The sequence below is a fragment of the Peteryoungia rhizophila genome (genome assembly GCF_004912145.1).
Classification (GTDB): Bacteria; Pseudomonadota; Alphaproteobacteria; order Rhizobiales; family Rhizobiaceae; genus Allorhizobium; species Allorhizobium rhizophilum.
In genome coordinates this window covers 559,985-576,751 of the sequence record NZ_STGT01000003.1, presented here as the reverse complement: position 1 = coordinate 576,751, position 16,767 = coordinate 559,985, and the positions used below count along the sequence as shown (strand labels likewise).

Here is a 16,767-nt window from a genome sequence, read left to right as displayed (position 1 = left end):
CCATGATCCGTTCTGTAGTTCGCGGTTTCGGAGCTTCGCTCCCGAAACGGGTGATGACCAATCGCGATCTCGAAACCCTGGTCGAGACGTCGGACGAGTGGATCGTCCAGCGTACCGGCATCAAGCAGCGCTACATCGCCGGTGAAGGCGAAACGACCGCCTCGCTCGGCGCCGCCGCTGCCCAGGAGGCGCTTGACCGTGCCGGTCTGACCATCGCCGATATAGATCTCATCATCTGTGCGACCTCCACGCCGGACAACACCTTTCCGGCAACGGCGGTGAACATTCAGAACCGCCTCGGCATGCATCACGGCTTCGGCTTCGATGTGCAGGCCGTCTGCTCCGGCTTCGTATACGCCGTGGCGACTGCCGATCTCTACATCCGTGGCGGCATGGCGAAGCGCGTGATCGTCATCGGCGCGGAAACCTTCTCCCGCATTCTCGACTGGACCGACCGCACCACTTGCGTTCTCTTCGGTGATGGCGCTGGCGCAATCATTCTGGAAGGCCAGGAAGGCGAGGGCACCATTGCCGACCGTGGCGTGCTGACGTCCAATCTGCGCTCCGACGGCGTGCATCGCGAGAAGCTCTATGTCGATGGTGGCCCCTCCACCACGGGTACGGTCGGTCACTTGCGCATGGAAGGCCGCGAGGTCTTCAAGCATGCCGTGGGCATGATCACCGACGTGATCGAGGGAGCCTTCAACGCGACCGGCACGACGGCGGACGATGTCGACTGGCTTGTTCCTCACCAGGCCAACAAGCGCATCATCGATGCGTCTGCGAAGAAACTCGGCATCCCGGACGAGAAGGTGGTGATCACCGTCGACAAGCATGGCAACACGTCCGCAGCGTCCATTCCGCTAGCGCTCGCCACCGCTGCCGGAGACGGTCGCATCAAGCAGGGCGACCTCGTCATGCTCGAAGCCATGGGCGGCGGCTTCACCTGGGGTGCGGTCCTGCTGCGCTGGTAGCATTTGAAACCCTAAAAATTGCGCACCGACAAGCACTTGACCGTCGCGGCCAAGGGCAATAGTCTTTGCCCAATTCAACAAGATCATTGATTTAGGCGGGCGAGAACAATGGCCGGGAAGACAGTGACGCGTGCGGATCTGGCAGAATCAGTTTTTCGCAAGGTCGGTCTTTCCAGAACGGAATCTGCCGAACTGGTCGAGACCGTGATCGACGAGATCTGCAACGCCATCGTACGCGGCGAATCCGTGAAATTGTCGTCTTTTGCTACCTTCCAGGTTCGCAGCAAGAACGAGCGCATTGGCCGAAACCCGAAGACGGGCGAGGAAGTGCCGATTTCTCCGCGTCGTGTCATGACCTTCAAGGCGTCCAACGTCCTGAAACAGCGCATCCTGCGCGCCCATATTGCCCGCAAGGCCAAGCAGAAGCCGGCGAACCCCGCGGCCTGATATCGGCCAAAACCGGTGGAGCATTTGCCCTCCGGTCACCGAGTGCTTGAAAAACTATCCTCAAACCGTTGAAATATGAGCCGAGTCGCGCGCCCGCGTGACGATCGAGGAGCGTTGCGATGCAGTTGGACAAGAGCCCGGATGCTTTCCGCACCATCAGCGAGGTGGCGGATGATCTCGATCTGCCACAGCACGTCCTGCGCTTCTGGGAAACGCGCTTCCCGCAGATCAAGCCTCTCAAGCGCGGCGGGGGGCGACGCTACTATAGACCTGATGATATCGAGCTTTTGAAGGGCATTCGCCACCTGCTCTATGATCAGGGCTACACGATCAAGGGCGTGCAGAAGCTGCTGAAGACCAATGGCAACAAGTTTGTCATGGCAGTCGCCACAGGTGATGTCGCGACGATGGAAGCGCTCGTCGCCGCCAGTGCTTCCAAGGGAGACGAGCCCAAGGTCAATCTCGACGAGGATCAGGTCGTCGGACGTCCCAAGATTCGGGCCAGTGGCAGATTCTTCGGTTTCGGCGGGAATGCCGGAGACGATGCGCCGGAGATCTCGGTCGGTAAGGGCTCGGTCGGCAAGGAAGACCGTGCCCTGCTTCAGGAAGCGCTCTTCGACCTGCTGGAATGCAAGCGCCTGCTCGACCAGGTACGGTGAGGGAGGGCCCTGTCGGTGGCCCAGCCTCCGACGTGGAACATCGCGGTGCTCAAAGGCGTTCAGGCACCACACGCAACCCGCGCGAGGTCCCATGAAACGTCTTCTGATATCGATCCCCATCCTTTCCCTTCTCGCCGTCATCCCGGCCCATGCTCAGGATACCCAGGGCGAGCAGGCTGCATCCAGCAGCGCGACAGAGCCTCGGCCTTCAACGGTCGAAGATGCCTGCGTCTTCGTCGCCGAAAGCATGTTGATGGTGAAGGACCTGAAGGTCGGCGTTGTCCAGTCCTTCCCGGAACTCGATCCGCCTGGCGCCCGTCTCACCTATTCGACTCGCATGGATTCGGAGCCTCAGGACATCACCGATGAAATCGAATGCCAGTTCGAGCGTGGAGCGGAGCCGCTTCAGGTGACGCGCTTCTGCATGGATTCGACCTGTTATGCCGCCAACAGTGAGGAGCCGGAAGAACGACGCCGCTTCGAGGAGATCCGGGCCCTGATGCAGCGGCTCAACTGACGCCCGCATTTTTTCCCAAGCCTCAGAGTTTCCCCTTGCGCAGAAATAGCTGACTGGCTAAAGGGAACGTGCTGTCGAACGGGTCGGTCGACACCGCCATTCTTTGCAGAACGTGAGTTCTTCCAGAATTTCGGAACGAGCGATCCAGTCGATTTGCCGGTGACGGAATGTAGCGCAGCCCGGTAGCGCACTTGACTGGGGGTCAAGGGGTCGTGGGTTCGAATCCCGCCATTCCGACCATTTTCGGCGACGGATCAATCACTTGATCTGGTCGAACGGTTTGAAGGACCGGGTGTCGTAAGGATGCCCGGTCCTTTTTATTTGCGCAATGTGAATGGCTTAGGAGCTGTTGCCCAGGTTTCACAGCTTTTCTTTCCATTTATCCTACGCTTGCTGCAATGCAGCATTATATTGGATCAAGGTTCGAAGGGAGCCGCGATCCCCATGCGCTTCAAGTTTTCCATGTCTCCGCTCTCCGCCATGCTGCGCAGCCAGAAGCGCCTCAGTCGCAGTCTCCAAAAGGCCATGCCGAAATTCCGCCTGCCCGAAGCGCCAAAGGTGGCCAAACCGCGGGCTCCCCGCTCTGTCCTGGTTCAGGTCAATGCCTTTGGCAGCAATCCAGGTCGCCTGCGCATGATGGAATATGTGCCGCCTGTCCGACGCGAGCCGCAGACCCTGGTGGTGGTGCTGCATGGCTGCCTCCAGACGGCGGAGGACTATCATCGCGGCAGCGGATGGAGCCGGCTTGCGCGGGACAAGGGCCTCGTCCTGCTCTATCCGGAGCAGACCCGGGCGAACAACCGCAACCTCTGTTTCAACTGGTTTCGGCCGAGCATGGTCGCACGGGACCGGGGTGAACTGATGTCGATCCGCCAGATGATCGAGCACAGCGTCGAGCGCCACGGCATCGCCCGTGACAGGATATTCGTCCAGGGTCTGTCCGCCGGCGGCGCAATGGGCAATGCCATGCTAGTCACCTATCCCGATCTTTTTGCCGCCGGCCAGGTCGTCGGCGGCCTGCCTTTCGGGGCGGCTCGCGATGCCATGGGGGCCTTGTCCGTGATGAAGTCCGGAAGTCGCCGCAGCCGCCAGGAATGGGGTGATCTGGCAAGATCCGTCGGCAGTGCTGAAGACAGCACCATGCCCGCCGTATCGATCTGGCAGGGCGGGGCGGACCGAGTGGTGTCGCCACTGAATGCCGAGGCGCTGCTTGCGCAATGGCTCGATCTCTACGGTCTGGATGAGGCGTCCGGGTCTCGGGAGGTGAGGGCGGAAGGCGCCTCACTGATCTGGCGGGATGCTGTCGGCAAGGTACTCGTCGAATACCGCCTTCTGGACGGTCTGGACCACGGTCTGCCCGTGATTGCCCGGCATGCCAATCAAAAGCGCCAACCCTACATGCTTGAGGGCGCCATCGGCGCCCCCCAGCAATTCTTCGAGATGTTCATCCGGCCGCGTAAGGCGACCGCGAAACGGACGGCGATCAGTTCTCCTCGATCGAAACGCCGTTCTGGCCAATCTTGAGCTCGACGCCGCTGGGCTCCTGCTCTTCCTGGTAGACATAAATGCCGAGGCCGATGACGGCGACGACGAGTGCACCGATGATGAGGTAAAGACCATTGTTTCGGCTCATGAAAACTCTCCTGTCTGTTGTGTCGGACAGGAAAAGCGAGGAGCCGGCTTATTGTTCCATCGTTATATCGGAAAAACTCAATCGTCGTTGGCGGCGGTGAGTTGCTCGGGGCGCATCCCGTCATCGCTGGCGCGTGCGACAAGGCGCAGGCCGTCGCCGCCTGGGCCCGCTTCGCCGGGCTCAAGGAAGATCACACCCAGGTGCTCCAGCGCGCTCTTCAGCGCTGCGTAGTGCTGCGGGGTTGCGTCATATCCTTTCGACGACTCGATCTGAAGGATCAGAAGCACCGGTACGCCGCTTTCCTGGCCGAGCCGGTCGATGGTGATGTCGAGCATCGCGCGCGCCGCGCGTATCTGTGCGGGTGTGATCATTAGGTTAGTATGGGGCTCTTCTGAGGAAATTCAATGCGCGCGAGACGAGCCCACCGTTCCGGTCAGGCTCGTTTCGCCCGCTGATATCGCCATTCGGCTGCTCCGCAGCCCCAGACGATCCCAAGCACGAGATAGAAATGGCGCCAGTGATCCGTATCGATGACCACGCCAACCAGCATGTGTCCAATCAGCACGATCCAGGAAATCATCAGATAGGGCTGCCAGGGTCTTTCTCGTAGCATGTAGCGAAATCCCATGGAGACGGTCCAGACGATCAGGCTCATGTAGGAGATGAAGCCGATCCAGCCATAGGCCATCAGTGACTTCAGATAGATGTTGTGCTCGTCTTCGGGAAAGATCTTGCCGAACATCATCGGACCGATGCCGAGTGGTTTTTCCATCGCCATTTCGAAGCCGAGCCGGTGGCGGGCGAAACGACCGAGATGGCCGCCGTCATACTCCTGCACGAGTTGGGTACGGGTCTCGAAAAGCCCACGTACCTTCTCGAACTGCAAGGCGACCACCAAAGCCATCACCATGAGGACGACGGCTGTCAGCGACAGAACCAGGATCTTCAGGCGGAAGGCATTGGTGCGCTCCTTGAGCAGCATGATGAACACCAGGGCCATGGCGCAGAAGAGGAAGAGCCCCCAGGCGGCACGCGAGAAGGACAGAAAGACGGCAAAGGAGAGGATCAGGATACCAAGGATCCGGAGCGGTGATTCCGTCAGCCGGCCCTTGAGCATCCCGTGCAGCAGATAGAGCATCGGCGCGACGAGGAAGGGGCCGAAGACGTTCGGGTCCTGGAAAGCACCCATGGCACGGTCGTAGCGGGTGAAGATCTCCGAGCCGGGAAAGGCATGGAAATAGCCGAGAATGCCGAGCATGCCGGTAATCATGGCCGCAGCCACCCAGGCCTGGAAGATCAGCTTCAGCCTCTGTGGCCTGTCTTCGATGACAGCGGCATAGAAGACCGCGGTCAGCGCCAGGAAGATCGATACGGCGACGTAGAGCACCTGGTCGGTGAGAATGGTCGGCAGCACCATGATTGCGAGCAGGCCGCCGACATTGAAGATCAGCAGGAGCGCGAGAAGCGGCGCGACCGCGCGGGATATCTTCAGGCCAAACAGGAACCACAGGGCGACCTGGCCGACCATGAGCACTTCATAAGGGGCCGGCTCCGAGATCACGAAGCCCGACAGGAAGACGCCGAAGGCCATGATCCAGGAGATCATGAGCTGGACGGCAGCGGCCTGCGGGTTGAAGGGCCGGATCTGGGCGTCAACGGCGCTCAATAGGCGTTTTCCGTGTTGAGCAGCTTGATGGGCGTCAGGAACAGGATCTTGAGGTCGAACCAGAGCGACCAGTTCTCGATGTAGTAGAGGTCATAAGCCGTGCGGAACTTGATCTTGTCGTCGGTGTCGATCTCGCCGCGCCAGCCATTGATCTGGGCCCAGCCGGTGACGCCGGGCTTCACCCGGTGACGGGCGAAATAGCCTTCGACGATCTCGCCAAAGGTCTTGTCGCGCGTCTGGCCGAGCACGGCATGGGGACGCGGCCCGACGAGCGAGAGATCGCCGCGCAGCACGTTGAAGATCTGCGGCAGTTCGTCGATCGATGTCTTGCGGATGAAGCGTCCGACGCGCGTGACGCGCGGATCGTTCTTGGTCACGGCGTTCTTCGCCGTCGGGTCGCTCATCTCCGTATACATCGAGCGGAATTTCAGGACGTTGATCACCTCGTTGTTGAAGCCGTGACGCTTCTGCACGAAGAAGACCGGCCCCTTGGAGGTCGTCTTTACGGCAATGGCAGTGGCGATGAACACCGGCCACAGCAGGACCAGCGCCAGAACGCTGAAGAAGATGTCGAAGGCACGCTTGGCAACCGAATCCCAGTCGCGGATCGGCTTGTCCAGAATGTCGAGCAATGGCACCGCGCCGACATGCGAATAGGCGCGCGGGCGGAAGCGCAGATTATTGGAATGGGCCGCGAGGCGAATGTCGACCGGCAGAACCCACAGCATCTTGAGGAGCTGCATGATCCTCGCTTCGGCGCTCAGCGGCAGCGCGATGATCATCATGTCGATATGGGCGAGCCGCGCGAATTCCACCAGTTCGGCCACCGTCCCGAGCTTCGGGTAACCGGCGACGACATCGGGCGAGCGGGTGGAATTGCGGTCGTCGAAGATCCCGCAGATGCGTATGTCGTTTTCCGGCTGCTGTTCCAGTGCCCGAATGAGATCCTTGGCCGGCTTGCCGCCGCCGACGATCACCGCGCGGCGTTCCATGACGCCATTGCGTCCCCAGCGGCGGATCGCCAGCCCGATCAGGTTGCGCTCGACGAGCAGGAACAGGGCGCCCGTTCCGAAGAGCACGGCCAGCATGGTCCGATAGTTGGTGTCATGCGTGACGAAGAGGAGATTGGTCAGCGCGACGAGGCCGACAGACGCCGTCCAGCTTCCGAGAACCCGGGCCATGGACCGCATCGGCGACCGTAGGATGGAGACATGGTAGCAGTCGCTCGCCTGCATGAAGAGGAGCGCGAGCAGGGCGCCGACGATGCCGCTGATACCGCTGTCGAGAAAATGGCCGCCCGGATTTTGGGCAAGGAAGAAATTCGTCGCAAGCGCAATCCCGAGCAGACTGAAGAATTCCAGGAAACGCAGCTGGCCGATCACAATACTCGGGGAATAATTGACCACTGCGTACTGGCCGGCGATCTGTCGGGCAAGCGCGCTGATCTCGGCATTGCCCTCGCCGTCGAGATTCTGTGAAGTGTCGGCGGTCGTCTGACCGCGACGCAGCGCGTCAAGATCGAATGCCGCGGGTTTGTCGACCTTGTTCATGGCTCACTCTCGCACGTGTGTGCGGGGAGACTACCCGGAAGGTCCTAAGAAACGCTTTAGGAACCCCTCAGGAACGGGGTGGTCACGCATCGCTTTGGCACAGTCTGGCTCAAATCCGTGCGAGTTGTGCCCGGTAGAGCGCCTCGAGTTCCCGCGCCATGACGACCGCGGAGAAACGGGAATGGAATGCTTCCGGACCGGGCATGGTGCGCTTCGCCCAATCCGGGTCGGTGAGGGCCTTGGCCATGGTGGCGCCGAAGAGATCGGCGCGACCGGGCTCGATCAGCGCCTCGCTGTCACTGCCGAGGATCTCGGGAATGCCCCCGACCAGTGAGGCTATGACCGCCTTCTCTGCGGCAAGGGCTTCGAGCACGATATAGGGCATGGCTTCGGCGCGCGATGGCACGACGATGATATCGGAATAGCCGAAGGCCTGGGTAATCGGCATGGCGGGACGGAAGTCGATCCGCCGCCCGAGACCCTTCTGCTCCACCATCCGGCGATAGTTTTCGAGGTCGGGCCCATCGCCGATGATCAGGCCGCTCAAGGGCCGGCCAACCAGTCGCTCGGCTTCGGCGAAGGCATTGATGAAGACATCCGGACCTTTCAGGTCGCGCAGCATGCCGATGTAGGCAAAATCCACGCCATCGGGCCGCACAGGAATGCGGGCAAAGTCGCGTTCGCTGATGCCGTTGTAAACGCGGGTGGCCGCGCAGCGCGGCTTGCCGATCTTGGCCTCATAGGTGCGTCGCTCGTAGTCGCAGACGAAGGAGATCGATTCCGTCATGCGTTCGAGAATACGCTCGGCAGCGAAGACCCCTTGGCCGGATAGAGACCTGCTCGCAAAATGCAGGCTGCCGCCATGGGGTGAGTAGAGGCGGGCGACGCGATACCTTCGAACCCGCAGCAGTGAGCCGATCAATCGTGCGATCACGCCGCCCTTGGCGCCATGACCATGCAGGATGTCCGGCTGCAATTCCTTGATGAGTTTGTAAGCCTCGGCAAGCGCCGCCATGTCCTTCAGCCCGACGGAGCGGCCGATCGGGAAGCGTGTGACGCCGAGCGAGAGGTAGGGCATGATTTGCTCGAACAGGCGGTCTTCATGGGCGCCGCCGGTGGAGCTGTCGCAGAGGATGCCGACCTGATGGCCGGCGGCACTGTGCTGTTCGGCAAGATCGCGCACGTGCCGGAAGATCCCGCCGATGGGCGATCGAAAGCAATGGACGATGCGCAGGGGCGGGGCTTCTGCCATTGATCAGAACAGCCGCTCGCGAACGTAGACGGTATCTCCGGCAAGAATGGGATCCGTGATCGGTACGCGGCCCGTGATGATTTGCCCGTTGATCTTGCGGGTCACATCGACGTCGCGCTGGTTCGCCCGGCTGTTGAAGCCGCCGGAGACAGCGATGGCATTGAGAATGGTCATGCCCGGCACATAGGCATACTGGCCCGGTTGCCCGACCTGACCCATGAGGAAGATCGAGCGGTAACGATCAACCTCGATGGAAACGTCGGGATCGCGCAGGAAGCCCTGCTTGAGCTTCTGTGCGAGCGCCCCCTCGAGCTGGGTGATGGTGGCACCACGCGCCGCGACCTGGCCAACGAGCGGGAAGGCGATATAGCCTGCCTGGTCGACCGTGTAGGTGTTGGAGAGGCTGGGCTGTTCAAAGACGGTGACGCGCAGCCGGTCGCCGCTGTCCAGGCGGTAAGGCTGAATGGTGGCTTCGTGAAAGACCTTCGGCGCAGGTTTGTAGCTCGCGCAGCCGGTCAGTGCGACCGACAGGAACGCGCTCGCGACCAGAACCATCGCCTGTTTGCCGACCATTGCCATGCGCTGTTGCGCTCCCAGTGAATTCGCATCTTCGTTGCCCTGTTATCGAATGGTTAGGGTTAATGCCGGGTAAACGACCGGCGGCCGTGGTTATGAACGAAGCGACAAAACTGGGCGGATCCGGATTAACCCTTGAGTTACCATGATCCTTTACTTTCGCGGGCGAGATGTACCGGGAGTCTGTAATGCCGAGTGTGGACCGCGATCAACATGACGTCGATATCGACCTCGCCCAGCTCTTTCGCGCCGTCTGGCAGCGGAAGGGGAGGATCCTTGCGGCCACGGCTCTCGTCGGCGTACTCGCCTTCGTCGGCGCGAATGCCATTTCTCCGAGTTACAAGAGCGATGCCAAGCTGCTGATCGAATCGCGGCAGCCGAACTTCTCGGCTTCGGGCACCGCGTCTTCCACTGCTGAACCCATGCCGGACGAGCTGAACATCGCAAGCCAGGTTCAGCTGCTCCAGTCGGTCGACCTGATCAAGCAGGTGGCCCGTGATCTGAAGCTGAACGAACGAACCGAGTTCGATCCGGATTCGAGCCCGTCGGCCATGACCGATTTCCTGGTCCTCTTCGGTCTGACGAAGAATCCGCTGGAATTGCCGCCCGAAGAGCGGGTCATCAATGCCTTCAAGGAAAAGCTCAATGTCTACCAGGTCGACAAGTCACGCGTGATCGGCATCGAGTTCACCTCGAAGGACCCGAAGCTCGCGGCGGCCGTACCAAATGCGATGATGGACGTCTACAGGTCGCTGCAGAGCGGCGCCAAGCTCGACAGCAACTCCGATGCCGTGCGCTGGCTGGAAACCGAAATCGCCAACCTGCGGGAAAAGGTGCGCGAGGCCGAGCAAAAAGTTGCCGAATATCGCTCGTCGGCCGGCCTGATGACGCTGGGTGCCGACCAGAGCTCTTTCAGTGGCAAACAGCTATCCGACATTTCGACCGAACTCGCGAGGGTCCGTGGTGAACGCGCGAATGCGGAAGCGACGGCCGAAAACCTACGCACCAGCATCAAGGCCGGCAAGTCGACCGATACGCTGGACGCGATCGCGCGCTCCGAATCGATCCAGCGCCTGAAGGCGACGGAATCACAGATCCGCGCCCAGATTTCCGACCTCTCCACCCGCCTGCTCGAAGGTCACCCGCAGATGAAGGCGCTCCGCGCCCAGCTCTCCGGTATCCGCGAGCAGGTTCAGGTCGAATCGCTGCGGGTTGCCGCCAGCCTCGACAACGAGGCGGCCGTTGCCCGCGAGCGCGAGACACAACTGCTTGCGCAGTTGAACACGTTGAAGGCCGATACCGCGCGTTCCGGCGAAGACGAAGTCGGCTTGAAGGCCCTTGAGCGCGAGGCAACCGCTCAGCGCCAGCTGCTCGAGACCTATCTCGCCCGCTACCGCGAGGCCTCATCGCGTCTCGGCAAGGATGCGAGCCCGGCCGATGCGCGGGTGATCTCCACCGCGATCGAGCCCCAGGAGCCGAGCTTCCCCAAGGTTCTGCCGATCACCATCGTCGCCACGCTCTCGACGCTGATCCTTTCGGCTGTTGCAGTCATGCTGGCCGAGCTGTTCAGCGGTCGCGCCCTGCGTCCGACCGGCGCCATGGCACCGGTCGTCACCCGCCGGGAGGAGCAGGAACCCGAAGATTACGCCGCTGTCGCCAGTGTGCCCCGCGCTCGCCCGCAGGACGAAATGCCAGCAAGCCTGCTGAGTGTCGCTCCGGATGCCGCGCTGGTGGAAGAGGTGGAACAGGCGGTTGCCGAGGAACACGAAGCAGACGCTCTGCCGGTTGCGTCTGCCGAAGAGTCGGACGAATTCTCAGTCGCGTCTGTTGCAGATTATCTGGTGGAGCAAGAGGCTCGGATTGCCTTCGCGATCTCGCCTTCGGGAGATGACGGTTCCGCCGGAACCGTGGCGCTTGCCCGTGAGCTAGCCGATCGCGGCCATCGCACCGTGCTTGTCGACATGACCGGGTCTGCCTGCCCGAGCCATCTGATGGCGAACTGGCGTGACCTGCCTGGCATTACCGATCTCCTGACGGGTGAGGCAGCCTTTGCCGACTGTATCCATTCGGACCACTCGTCTTCGGCCGACATCGTGCCACAGGGGAATGCAGATATTCGCCAGGCCATGCGCGGTGCGGACAGGCTCTCCATGATTGTCGATGCCTTGGCGGACGTCTATGACATCGTGCTTGTAGAATGCGGCCCGGCAAATGCCGACGGTGTCGCGCGCCTGAGCCGCAACGGCCATCATGAGATCATTCTCTCGGCGCCCGAACCGCAAGCGGAAGAGCTTGCCGAAATCATGATCGCCTTCGAGGATGTCGGCTACAGGGACCTGGTGCTTCTGTCCGTCAAGAATCCGCCGGCCCGCCGCACCCGCGACGCGGCCTGATCTCGAGAAAGCAAGTGTCTTAGTCGTCGGATTTCGCCGGCGGCTGTCCACTTGTGCCCATCGCACGCCACCTCTGGATCAGTGCGTAGAGATGTGGGTTGCCCTTGATCAGGGTCTTTGTTCGCGTCATGCCCCGATGGGTCATGGCCGCAAACCGGCCTGCAGGCCTGATTGGCAGCAGAATGTCATGGTGCTCCGTTTGAGTGTTGCACCAGCGACGCTTGTAGTCCTGATCGCCGATACCGAAGTCGAAAACGGCCGCACCCGTGAGTGCGCTGCGTTCGATCATCAGCCAGAACAGCAATTCTCCCGGGCTTGCATCGGCCACCAGGCTGTCGTCGATCGAGCCGAACTGGCAGATGACGTGATCGCCCTTCCGAGAGAGGCCTGCAATCGCGGCGATCTTGCCGTCATGCTCGCCTTTGAGACGGATTGCGTGAAGTTCCAGCGGCACGTCGCTGCCGCCCCTGTCGCTTTCGATGAGCATGCGGAAGAAAGCCTGAGTTTCCGGCGGCTGAAAGACGTTCGGCAGGCCGACGGCGGCGAAGCGGGCGGCCTTCTGCTGAAAGAAAGTTTCCAGCAGAGCCCGCTGTTCGCCGGCCTGCGTTGGCCGAATATGGTCATAACCGCCCGCCGCCTCCAGCTTGCGGATCTGCGTGCGATACTTCTTGCGGCGGCTCTTGGCGTTGAGCGGCGCGATGCTCTCTTCCATTGTCGCGGCGAGCGGCAGCTGAAAGGAAGCGTTCTGGTTTCGGATATGCGGAAGTGCAGCCAGCGGATGCCGCTCACCGCGCCAATCGAGCGGCACATGGGTAAGGCTGAGCAGGTCGACATGGTCGCGCAGCGCCTCGACAAACAAGGCCTCCAGGTCATGCGGCGCGATGTCGGCGGCGGCCCGCCTGAACGGAGCACTGAACAGGCCGCTGTTGAAATTCGTGAAAGGTGACCCGATCAATTGCGCCCTGCGCAGCAGGAAACTGCGTTCGATCTCCAGCGGCAGCAGGAGGGCCATTTGGCCGTCGAGACGGCCTTCCACGAGAACAAGCGGATTGCCGTGGGTCTTCACCCAGGCACAGCACCAGTCATAGCTTTGATGCAGCGAGTTCCATGAATCGGCCTCGAGCTCTCGCCAGCCGGCTTCCAGCGGCGCCATGCTGTGGTGGATGGTGAGCGACAGCCTGCCCGCCGGCGTGTCGAGCGTAGCTCCGCCTGTCACGACGGCAAGGTCGTCATCGGGCAGATCCTCGGCAAATGCCATTGCATCATGGCGCATATGGGCTCGCATGTCCCCATCCCGTCCGGTTTCAGAGATGAGCGGCAGCTTAGGCAGACACTGCGAACAAACGGTTATCGCCTCGGCTTTCGGCGTTTTCGCCAGTTGCGAGGGTTAAGGCTCGGTTAATCCACATCCTTCTTCTTGAACGGGCCGGCCATCCATTTGATGACCAGCATTGCGGGGATCACCCAGAGCAGGCCGGTCAGAAGGAAATAGAGGAGATGCCCCCACCAGGGCGCCGTGGCGAGGGTCGCCGTGGCGATGGTCGTCGCGAGAAGGGCATAGATCGATACGATCAGGATGATCAGGATCGTGCCGATGAAGGATCTCAGCTTCGGGCGCTTGGTCATGCCTCATTCCTATTCGACATCGCGCCCCTCTGCGACGCGACCGCTTGCCGCAAACCGGCGGGCTTGTTTTGCACGGCTGACTGATGCAAATCAACGGGCTAAAAGAGGATTGACCTATGACAGCTGTGTTGACAGGAGCCGAGTTGCAGGTTCGGAAGGAAATCGCCCGCGTGGATGCCGACCGCAAGGCGATCCGTATGTGGCTCGGCGTCGTGATTTTCGCCCTGTTCTGTCTCGTGCTCGTCGGCGGCGCCACGCGCCTCACAGATTCCGGCCTGTCTATCACCCAGTGGAAGCCGATCCATGGGGTCATTCCGCCACTGACGGTCGCGGAGTGGGAGGAGGAGCTGGAGCTTTATCGCCAGATCCCCGAATACCAGCAGATCAACAAGGGCATGAGCCTCGACGAGTTCAAGTTCATATTCTGGTGGGAGTGGGCTCACCGGCTTCTCGCCCGCATGATCGGGCTGATTTTCGCCCTGCCGCTCGCTTACTTCTGGATCCGCGGCAAGGTCGAGCCCAGCATTCGAGCGCCGCTTGTGGGCCTTCTGGCACTGGGTGGCCTGCAGGGTTTCATCGGCTGGTGGATGGTCTCGTCGGGCCTCAGCGAACGCGTCGATGTCAGCCAGTATCGCCTGGCCGTGCATCTGATGATGGCCTGCTTCATCTTTGCGAGCTGTGTGTGGATCTACCGCAGCCTATCTCCGCACACGGATGATGCCGCGCCGACGGAGAAGAGCGGCCTCTTTGCCGGCGTCCTGCTGATCATGACCTTCGTCCAGATCTATCTCGGTGCGCTCGTCGCGGGGCTCGATGCCGGTTACAGCTACAACACCTGGCCGCTGATGGACGGCGCCTGGGTGCCACAGGGCCTCTTCGTCCAGGCGCCGGCCTGGATCAACATCTTCGAGAACCCGAAGACGGTCCAGTACATCCACCGCATCGGTGCCTATCTTCTGTTTGCCGCAGCATTGGTGCACATGGTTCAGTGTCTGCGTACGGCGCCTCAGACCACCCATGCCCGCCGCAGCGTGGTCCTTTTTGCCCTGATCAGCATCCAGGCGGTGATCGGTATCGTTACCCTCGTCACGCAGGTCCCGCTGTCAGCTGGCGTCACCCATCAGGGAATGGCGCTGGTGGTACTTGCTTTTGCGGTCGCGCATCTGCGCGGCTTCTATGGCGAACGCCCGAAGCCAGTGCTCGTCGAGGTTCGGGACTGAGTTAGCCGAAGCGATAGGCAGAGTAGGGCTTTCCGAGGAATTCACCGCGGAAGACCTGTCGGCCTGCATCGCTGCCGGCGGCACCCGACGCCACGAAGAGGGGCACAAGGTGATCGTGGTCCGGCACGTGGCAGGCCAGGGCATCGGGGTTTTTGTCCCAGGTCGAGAGCACCGTCTCGCGCTGGTCGCTGGCCGGGGCCGCCACGGCCTCCGTCAACCAGTCATCGAAACGGATCGCCTGTTTCACATGGCTGGGCTCAGCCTGCCGGAACATCTTCATGTTGTGATAGCTCATGCCCGAGGCGATGATCAGAACGTCCTCGTCGCGCAAAGGTGCAAGCGCCTTGCCGATCGCCACATGGCTTTCCACGTCGAGCGTATTCTTGAGCGAAATCATGGTGATCGGCACATCCGCATCGGGGTAGACCAGCATGAAGGGGATGAACACGCCGTGGTCGAAGCCACGCTTGTCATCCTCTGCACTGTCGATCCCGGCCTCGGCAAGCAAGGCCCTTGCACGGGCCGCAAGGTCAGGCGAGCCCGGGGCAGGGTAGGAGAGCTCGTAAGTGTGCGGCGGAAAATTGTAGTAGTCGAACAGCATGCCGGGTTTCGCAGCCGTGCTCACCGTTGGAACCGGTTCCTTTTCCCAGTGGCCGGAAACGACCAGAACGGCCTTCGGCCGATGTCCGATCTCAGCATCGAGGTCCTGCAGGAAGGCGCGCAGGTCATCCCAAGGCGCCTTGCCTTCGGCATCGCGCGGGAACTCTATGAATGGCCAGGGGCCGCCGCCATGGGGAATGAAATAAACCGGAAGACGCTGGCTCATCGGGGTGCCTCACTTTCGCAACGACACTATCACGCAAGAAGGTCATCCATAATCAGGAGGATGCTCGACATTTCGTTCGGTAATTGTGAACGACTGACACGTCTGCTCACTCCGGTTTGTGGCAGACGGCCTCAATGTTGTGCCCGTCGAGATCGAAAACGAACGCGCCGTAATAGTTGGGATGGTAATGCGCGCGGATCCCTGGAGGCCCGTTGTCGGTTCCGCCGGCAGCAATTGCCGCTGCATAGAATGCGTCGACTGCGGCACGGCTCTCGGCCACGAAGGCAATGTGCAGCGAGCCCTTGGTGCGCGCGCCGATGCCGATCCAGAAGGATGGCTTTCCACCCACGCCGTAGCCGGCACCTTCATAGGTGCCCCCGGTTTCGGCAGCCGTCACAGTCACACAGGATGCACCGATGGTCGGCATAACCGCGTCGTAGAAGGCTTTCGCCTTTGGGCTGTGACCTATGCCGACAGCATCAGGTCCATGTTCTGCACGGCTGCCCCCGATGCACCCTTGCCGAGATTGTCGAGCAGGGCCACGAGATTGACATGGGCGCCACCCGTCGAGCCGAAGACGAAGAGCTTCATCGTGTCCTGGCCGACCAGTTCCTCGGCATCGACGCGCGGCAGCTTGGCACTGTCCCCGAGCGAAACGACGCTGACGATGTCTTGACCCGCATAGTGGGCGACGAGCGCATCATGGATGCTGTCAACGGTCGCGCCGGAGGCCAGGTCTTCAAGGAAAAGCGGGACCTGGACGATCATGCCTTGCGCGAAACGGCCAACGGAGGGGGCAAAGAGCGGTGCGCGGTCGAGCAGTCCATGCGTCTGCATCTCCGGCACATGCTTGTGCTTGAGCGTCAGGCCATAGAGGAAGTTGTTGGCGGCGAGATGCTCGGGATGACCAACATCTTCCATCTGCGCGATCATCTGCTTGCCGCCGCCGGAATAGCCCGAGACCGCATTGACCGTGACCGGATAACCGTCCGGCAGGATGCCGGCAGCCCGAAGCGGCCGGATGAGGCCGATCGCACCGGTCGGATAGCAGCCGGGATTGGAGACATGGCGCGCGCCTCTAATCTTCGCCTTCTGCGCCTTGTCCATTTCGGCAAAGCCATAGGCCCAGTCCGGATGCACGCGGAAGGCTGTGGACGCGTCGAGCAGGCGGACATTGTTGTTCGCTGCCGTCATCTCGTAAGCCTGCTTCGACGCGTCATCGGGCAGGCAGAGAATCGCGATATCGGCGCTGTTCAACATATCCTCGCGCATCTTCTCGTTCCGCCGCTCTGCTTCCGGGATCGACAGAAGTTCCAGATCGCGGCGGTCGGCCAGGCGCGTGCGGATCTGCAGACCCGTTGTGCCATGTTCGCCGTCGATGAAGATCTTCGATGCCATTTGTCTAGTCCCGTCAGAGGTTTGGATGAG

At 61.4% G+C, this 16,767-nt stretch carries 18 protein-coding genes and 1 tRNA gene; 8 read left to right on the top strand and 11 right to left on the bottom strand.

Annotation, left to right across the window (positions count from 1 at the left end; translation table 11 throughout):
* The first annotated feature begins 2 nt into the window (after positions 1-2).
* The 6 genes from E9677_RS13970 to E9677_RS13945 all read left to right on the top strand — a co-directional run bounded on the left by E9677_RS13970 (position 3) and on the right by E9677_RS13945 (position 4,121).
* A complete protein-coding gene (locus tag E9677_RS13970; protein ID WP_136558672.1) occupies positions 3-974 on the top strand; it encodes a beta-ketoacyl-ACP synthase III in 972 nt (323 codons plus the stop codon).
* A 108-nt stretch (positions 975-1,082) separates the two neighbouring features.
* Entirely contained in the window at positions 1,083-1,421 is a 339-nt protein-coding gene (locus E9677_RS13965) for an integration host factor subunit alpha (protein WP_006727522.1), read from the top strand.
* A gap of 125 nt (positions 1,422-1,546) precedes the next feature.
* Positions 1,547-2,080 (top strand): MerR family transcriptional regulator, encoded by a 534-nt coding sequence (locus tag E9677_RS13960; protein ID WP_136559063.1) that lies wholly within the window; start codon positions 1,547-1,549, stop codon positions 2,078-2,080.
* A gap of 91 nt (positions 2,081-2,171) precedes the next feature.
* On the top strand, positions 2,172-2,597 hold the full coding sequence (locus E9677_RS13955) for a hypothetical protein (protein ID WP_136558671.1): 426 nt from the start codon (positions 2,172-2,174) through the stop codon (positions 2,595-2,597).
* 163 nt (positions 2,598-2,760) lie between these two features.
* A tRNA-Pro gene (locus E9677_RS13950) sits at positions 2,761-2,837 on the top strand.
* Positions 2,838-3,041: 204 nt separating this feature from the next.
* Positions 3,042-4,121 (top strand): extracellular catalytic domain type 1 short-chain-length polyhydroxyalkanoate depolymerase, encoded by a 1,080-nt coding sequence (locus tag E9677_RS13945; protein ID WP_136558670.1) that lies wholly within the window; start codon positions 3,042-3,044, stop codon positions 4,119-4,121.
* On the opposite strand, the gene E9677_RS25200 is transcribed toward E9677_RS13945, so the two are convergent.
* The 6 genes from E9677_RS25200 to E9677_RS13920 all read right to left on the bottom strand — a co-directional run bounded on the left by E9677_RS25200 (position 4,081) and on the right by E9677_RS13920 (position 9,277).
* Complete coding sequence (locus tag E9677_RS25200; protein ID WP_168801209.1) at positions 4,081-4,230, bottom strand: hypothetical protein; 150 nt, start codon at positions 4,228-4,230, stop codon at positions 4,081-4,083. The two genes, E9677_RS13945 and E9677_RS25200, sit on opposite strands and share 41 nt — an antisense overlap.
* Positions 4,231-4,307: 77 nt before the next feature.
* Positions 4,308-4,565 (bottom strand): hypothetical protein, encoded by a 258-nt coding sequence (locus E9677_RS13940; protein ID WP_235882952.1) that lies wholly within the window; start codon positions 4,563-4,565, stop codon positions 4,308-4,310.
* Between the two features lie 98 nt (positions 4,566-4,663).
* A complete protein-coding gene (locus E9677_RS13935; RefSeq protein WP_136558668.1) occupies positions 4,664-5,896 on the bottom strand; it encodes an O-antigen ligase family protein in 1,233 nt (410 codons plus the stop codon).
* Positions 5,893-7,446 (bottom strand): undecaprenyl-phosphate glucose phosphotransferase, encoded by a 1,554-nt coding sequence (locus tag E9677_RS13930; RefSeq protein WP_136558667.1) that lies wholly within the window; start codon positions 7,444-7,446, stop codon positions 5,893-5,895. The genes E9677_RS13935 and E9677_RS13930 overlap by 4 nt, the downstream gene beginning before the upstream one ends.
* A gap of 109 nt (positions 7,447-7,555) precedes the next feature.
* Complete coding sequence (locus tag E9677_RS13925; protein WP_136558666.1) at positions 7,556-8,698, bottom strand: glycosyltransferase family 4 protein; 1,143 nt, start codon at positions 8,696-8,698, stop codon at positions 7,556-7,558.
* Positions 8,699-8,701: 3 nt separating this feature from the next.
* Positions 8,702-9,277, bottom strand: a complete 576-nt coding sequence (locus E9677_RS13920) for a polysaccharide biosynthesis/export family protein (RefSeq protein ID WP_136558665.1) — start codon at positions 9,275-9,277, stop codon at positions 8,702-8,704.
* Positions 9,278-9,462: 185 nt separating this feature from the next.
* Here E9677_RS13920 and E9677_RS13915 point away from each other — a divergent pair, with 185 nt between their 5' ends.
* Entirely contained in the window at positions 9,463-11,667 is a 2,205-nt protein-coding gene (locus E9677_RS13915) for a GumC family protein (RefSeq protein ID WP_136558664.1), read from the top strand.
* Between the two features lie 19 nt (positions 11,668-11,686).
* Here E9677_RS13915 and E9677_RS13910 read toward each other — a convergent pair whose 3' ends face one another.
* Together E9677_RS13910 and E9677_RS13905 are read right to left on the bottom strand one after the other, a co-directional pair.
* The gene (locus tag E9677_RS13910; protein WP_136558663.1) at positions 11,687-12,952 is read right to left on the bottom strand and encodes a GNAT family N-acetyltransferase; all 1,266 of its coding nucleotides are present in this window, start codon (positions 12,950-12,952) and stop codon (positions 11,687-11,689) included.
* Between the two features lie 113 nt (positions 12,953-13,065).
* Complete coding sequence (locus E9677_RS13905) at positions 13,066-13,293, bottom strand: DUF2842 domain-containing protein (protein WP_136558662.1); 228 nt, start codon at positions 13,291-13,293, stop codon at positions 13,066-13,068.
* A 116-nt stretch (positions 13,294-13,409) separates the two neighbouring features.
* On the opposite strand from E9677_RS13905, the gene E9677_RS13900 reads away from it, so the two are divergent.
* Positions 13,410-14,513: a COX15/CtaA family protein gene (locus E9677_RS13900; RefSeq protein ID WP_136558661.1), complete on the top strand. Its 1,104-nt coding sequence runs from the start codon at positions 13,410-13,412 to the stop codon at positions 14,511-14,513.
* Between the two features lies 1 nt (position 14,514).
* Here the strand turns inward: E9677_RS13900 and E9677_RS13895 are convergent, their stop codons facing one another.
* The 3 genes from E9677_RS13895 to argC form a co-directional block, all read right to left on the bottom strand.
* Positions 14,515-15,339, bottom strand: coding sequence for a DODA-type extradiol aromatic ring-opening family dioxygenase (locus E9677_RS13895; RefSeq protein WP_136558660.1), 825 nt, complete (start codon positions 15,337-15,339; stop codon positions 14,515-14,517).
* Between the two features lie 106 nt (positions 15,340-15,445).
* On the bottom strand, positions 15,446-15,766 hold the full coding sequence (locus tag E9677_RS13890; RefSeq protein ID WP_328591160.1) for a VOC family protein: 321 nt from the start codon (positions 15,764-15,766) through the stop codon (positions 15,446-15,448).
* Positions 15,767-15,804: 38 nt separating this feature from the next.
* Positions 15,805-16,737: an N-acetyl-gamma-glutamyl-phosphate reductase gene (gene argC / locus E9677_RS13885; protein WP_136558658.1), complete on the bottom strand. Its 933-nt coding sequence runs from the start codon at positions 16,735-16,737 to the stop codon at positions 15,805-15,807.
* Between the last annotated feature and the right edge of the window lie 30 nt (positions 16,738-16,767).

Coding starts and splice junctions, on each gene's coding strand:
- E9677_RS13940 (WP_235882952.1), bottom strand. CDS start 4,565: ATGCTCGACATCACCATCGACCGGCTCGGCCAGGAAAGCGGCGTACCG.
- E9677_RS13910 (WP_136558663.1), bottom strand. CDS start 12,952: ATGCGAGCCCATATGCGCCATGATGCAATGGCATTTGCCGAGGATCTG.
- E9677_RS13925 (WP_136558666.1), bottom strand. CDS start 8,698: ATGGCAGAAGCCCCGCCCCTGCGCATCGTCCATTGCTTTCGATCGCCC.
- E9677_RS13900 (WP_136558661.1), top strand. CDS start 13,410: ATGACAGCTGTGTTGACAGGAGCCGAGTTGCAGGTTCGGAAGGAAATC.
- E9677_RS13930 (WP_136558667.1), bottom strand. CDS start 7,446: ATGAACAAGGTCGACAAACCCGCGGCATTCGATCTTGACGCGCTGCGT.
- E9677_RS13905 (WP_136558662.1), bottom strand. CDS start 13,293: ATGACCAAGCGCCCGAAGCTGAGATCCTTCATCGGCACGATCCTGATC.
- E9677_RS13945 (WP_136558670.1), top strand. CDS start 3,042: ATGCGCTTCAAGTTTTCCATGTCTCCGCTCTCCGCCATGCTGCGCAGC.
- E9677_RS13895 (WP_136558660.1), bottom strand. CDS start 15,339: ATGAGCCAGCGTCTTCCGGTTTATTTCATTCCCCATGGCGGCGGCCCC.
- E9677_RS13970 (WP_136558672.1), top strand. CDS start 3: ATGATCCGTTCTGTAGTTCGCGGTTTCGGAGCTTCGCTCCCGAAACGG.
- E9677_RS13920 (WP_136558665.1), bottom strand. CDS start 9,277: ATGGCAATGGTCGGCAAACAGGCGATGGTTCTGGTCGCGAGCGCGTTC.
- E9677_RS13965 (WP_006727522.1), top strand. CDS start 1,083: ATGGCCGGGAAGACAGTGACGCGTGCGGATCTGGCAGAATCAGTTTTT.
- E9677_RS13915 (WP_136558664.1), top strand. CDS start 9,463: ATGCCGAGTGTGGACCGCGATCAACATGACGTCGATATCGACCTCGCC.
- E9677_RS13890 (WP_328591160.1), bottom strand. CDS start 15,766: ATGCCGACCATCGGTGCATCCTGTGTGACTGTGACGGCTGCCGAAACC.
- argC (WP_136558658.1), bottom strand. CDS start 16,737: ATGGCATCGAAGATCTTCATCGACGGCGAACATGGCACAACGGGTCTG.
- E9677_RS13955 (WP_136558671.1), top strand. CDS start 2,172: ATGAAACGTCTTCTGATATCGATCCCCATCCTTTCCCTTCTCGCCGTC.
- E9677_RS25200 (WP_168801209.1), bottom strand. CDS start 4,230: ATGAGCCGAAACAATGGTCTTTACCTCATCATCGGTGCACTCGTCGTC.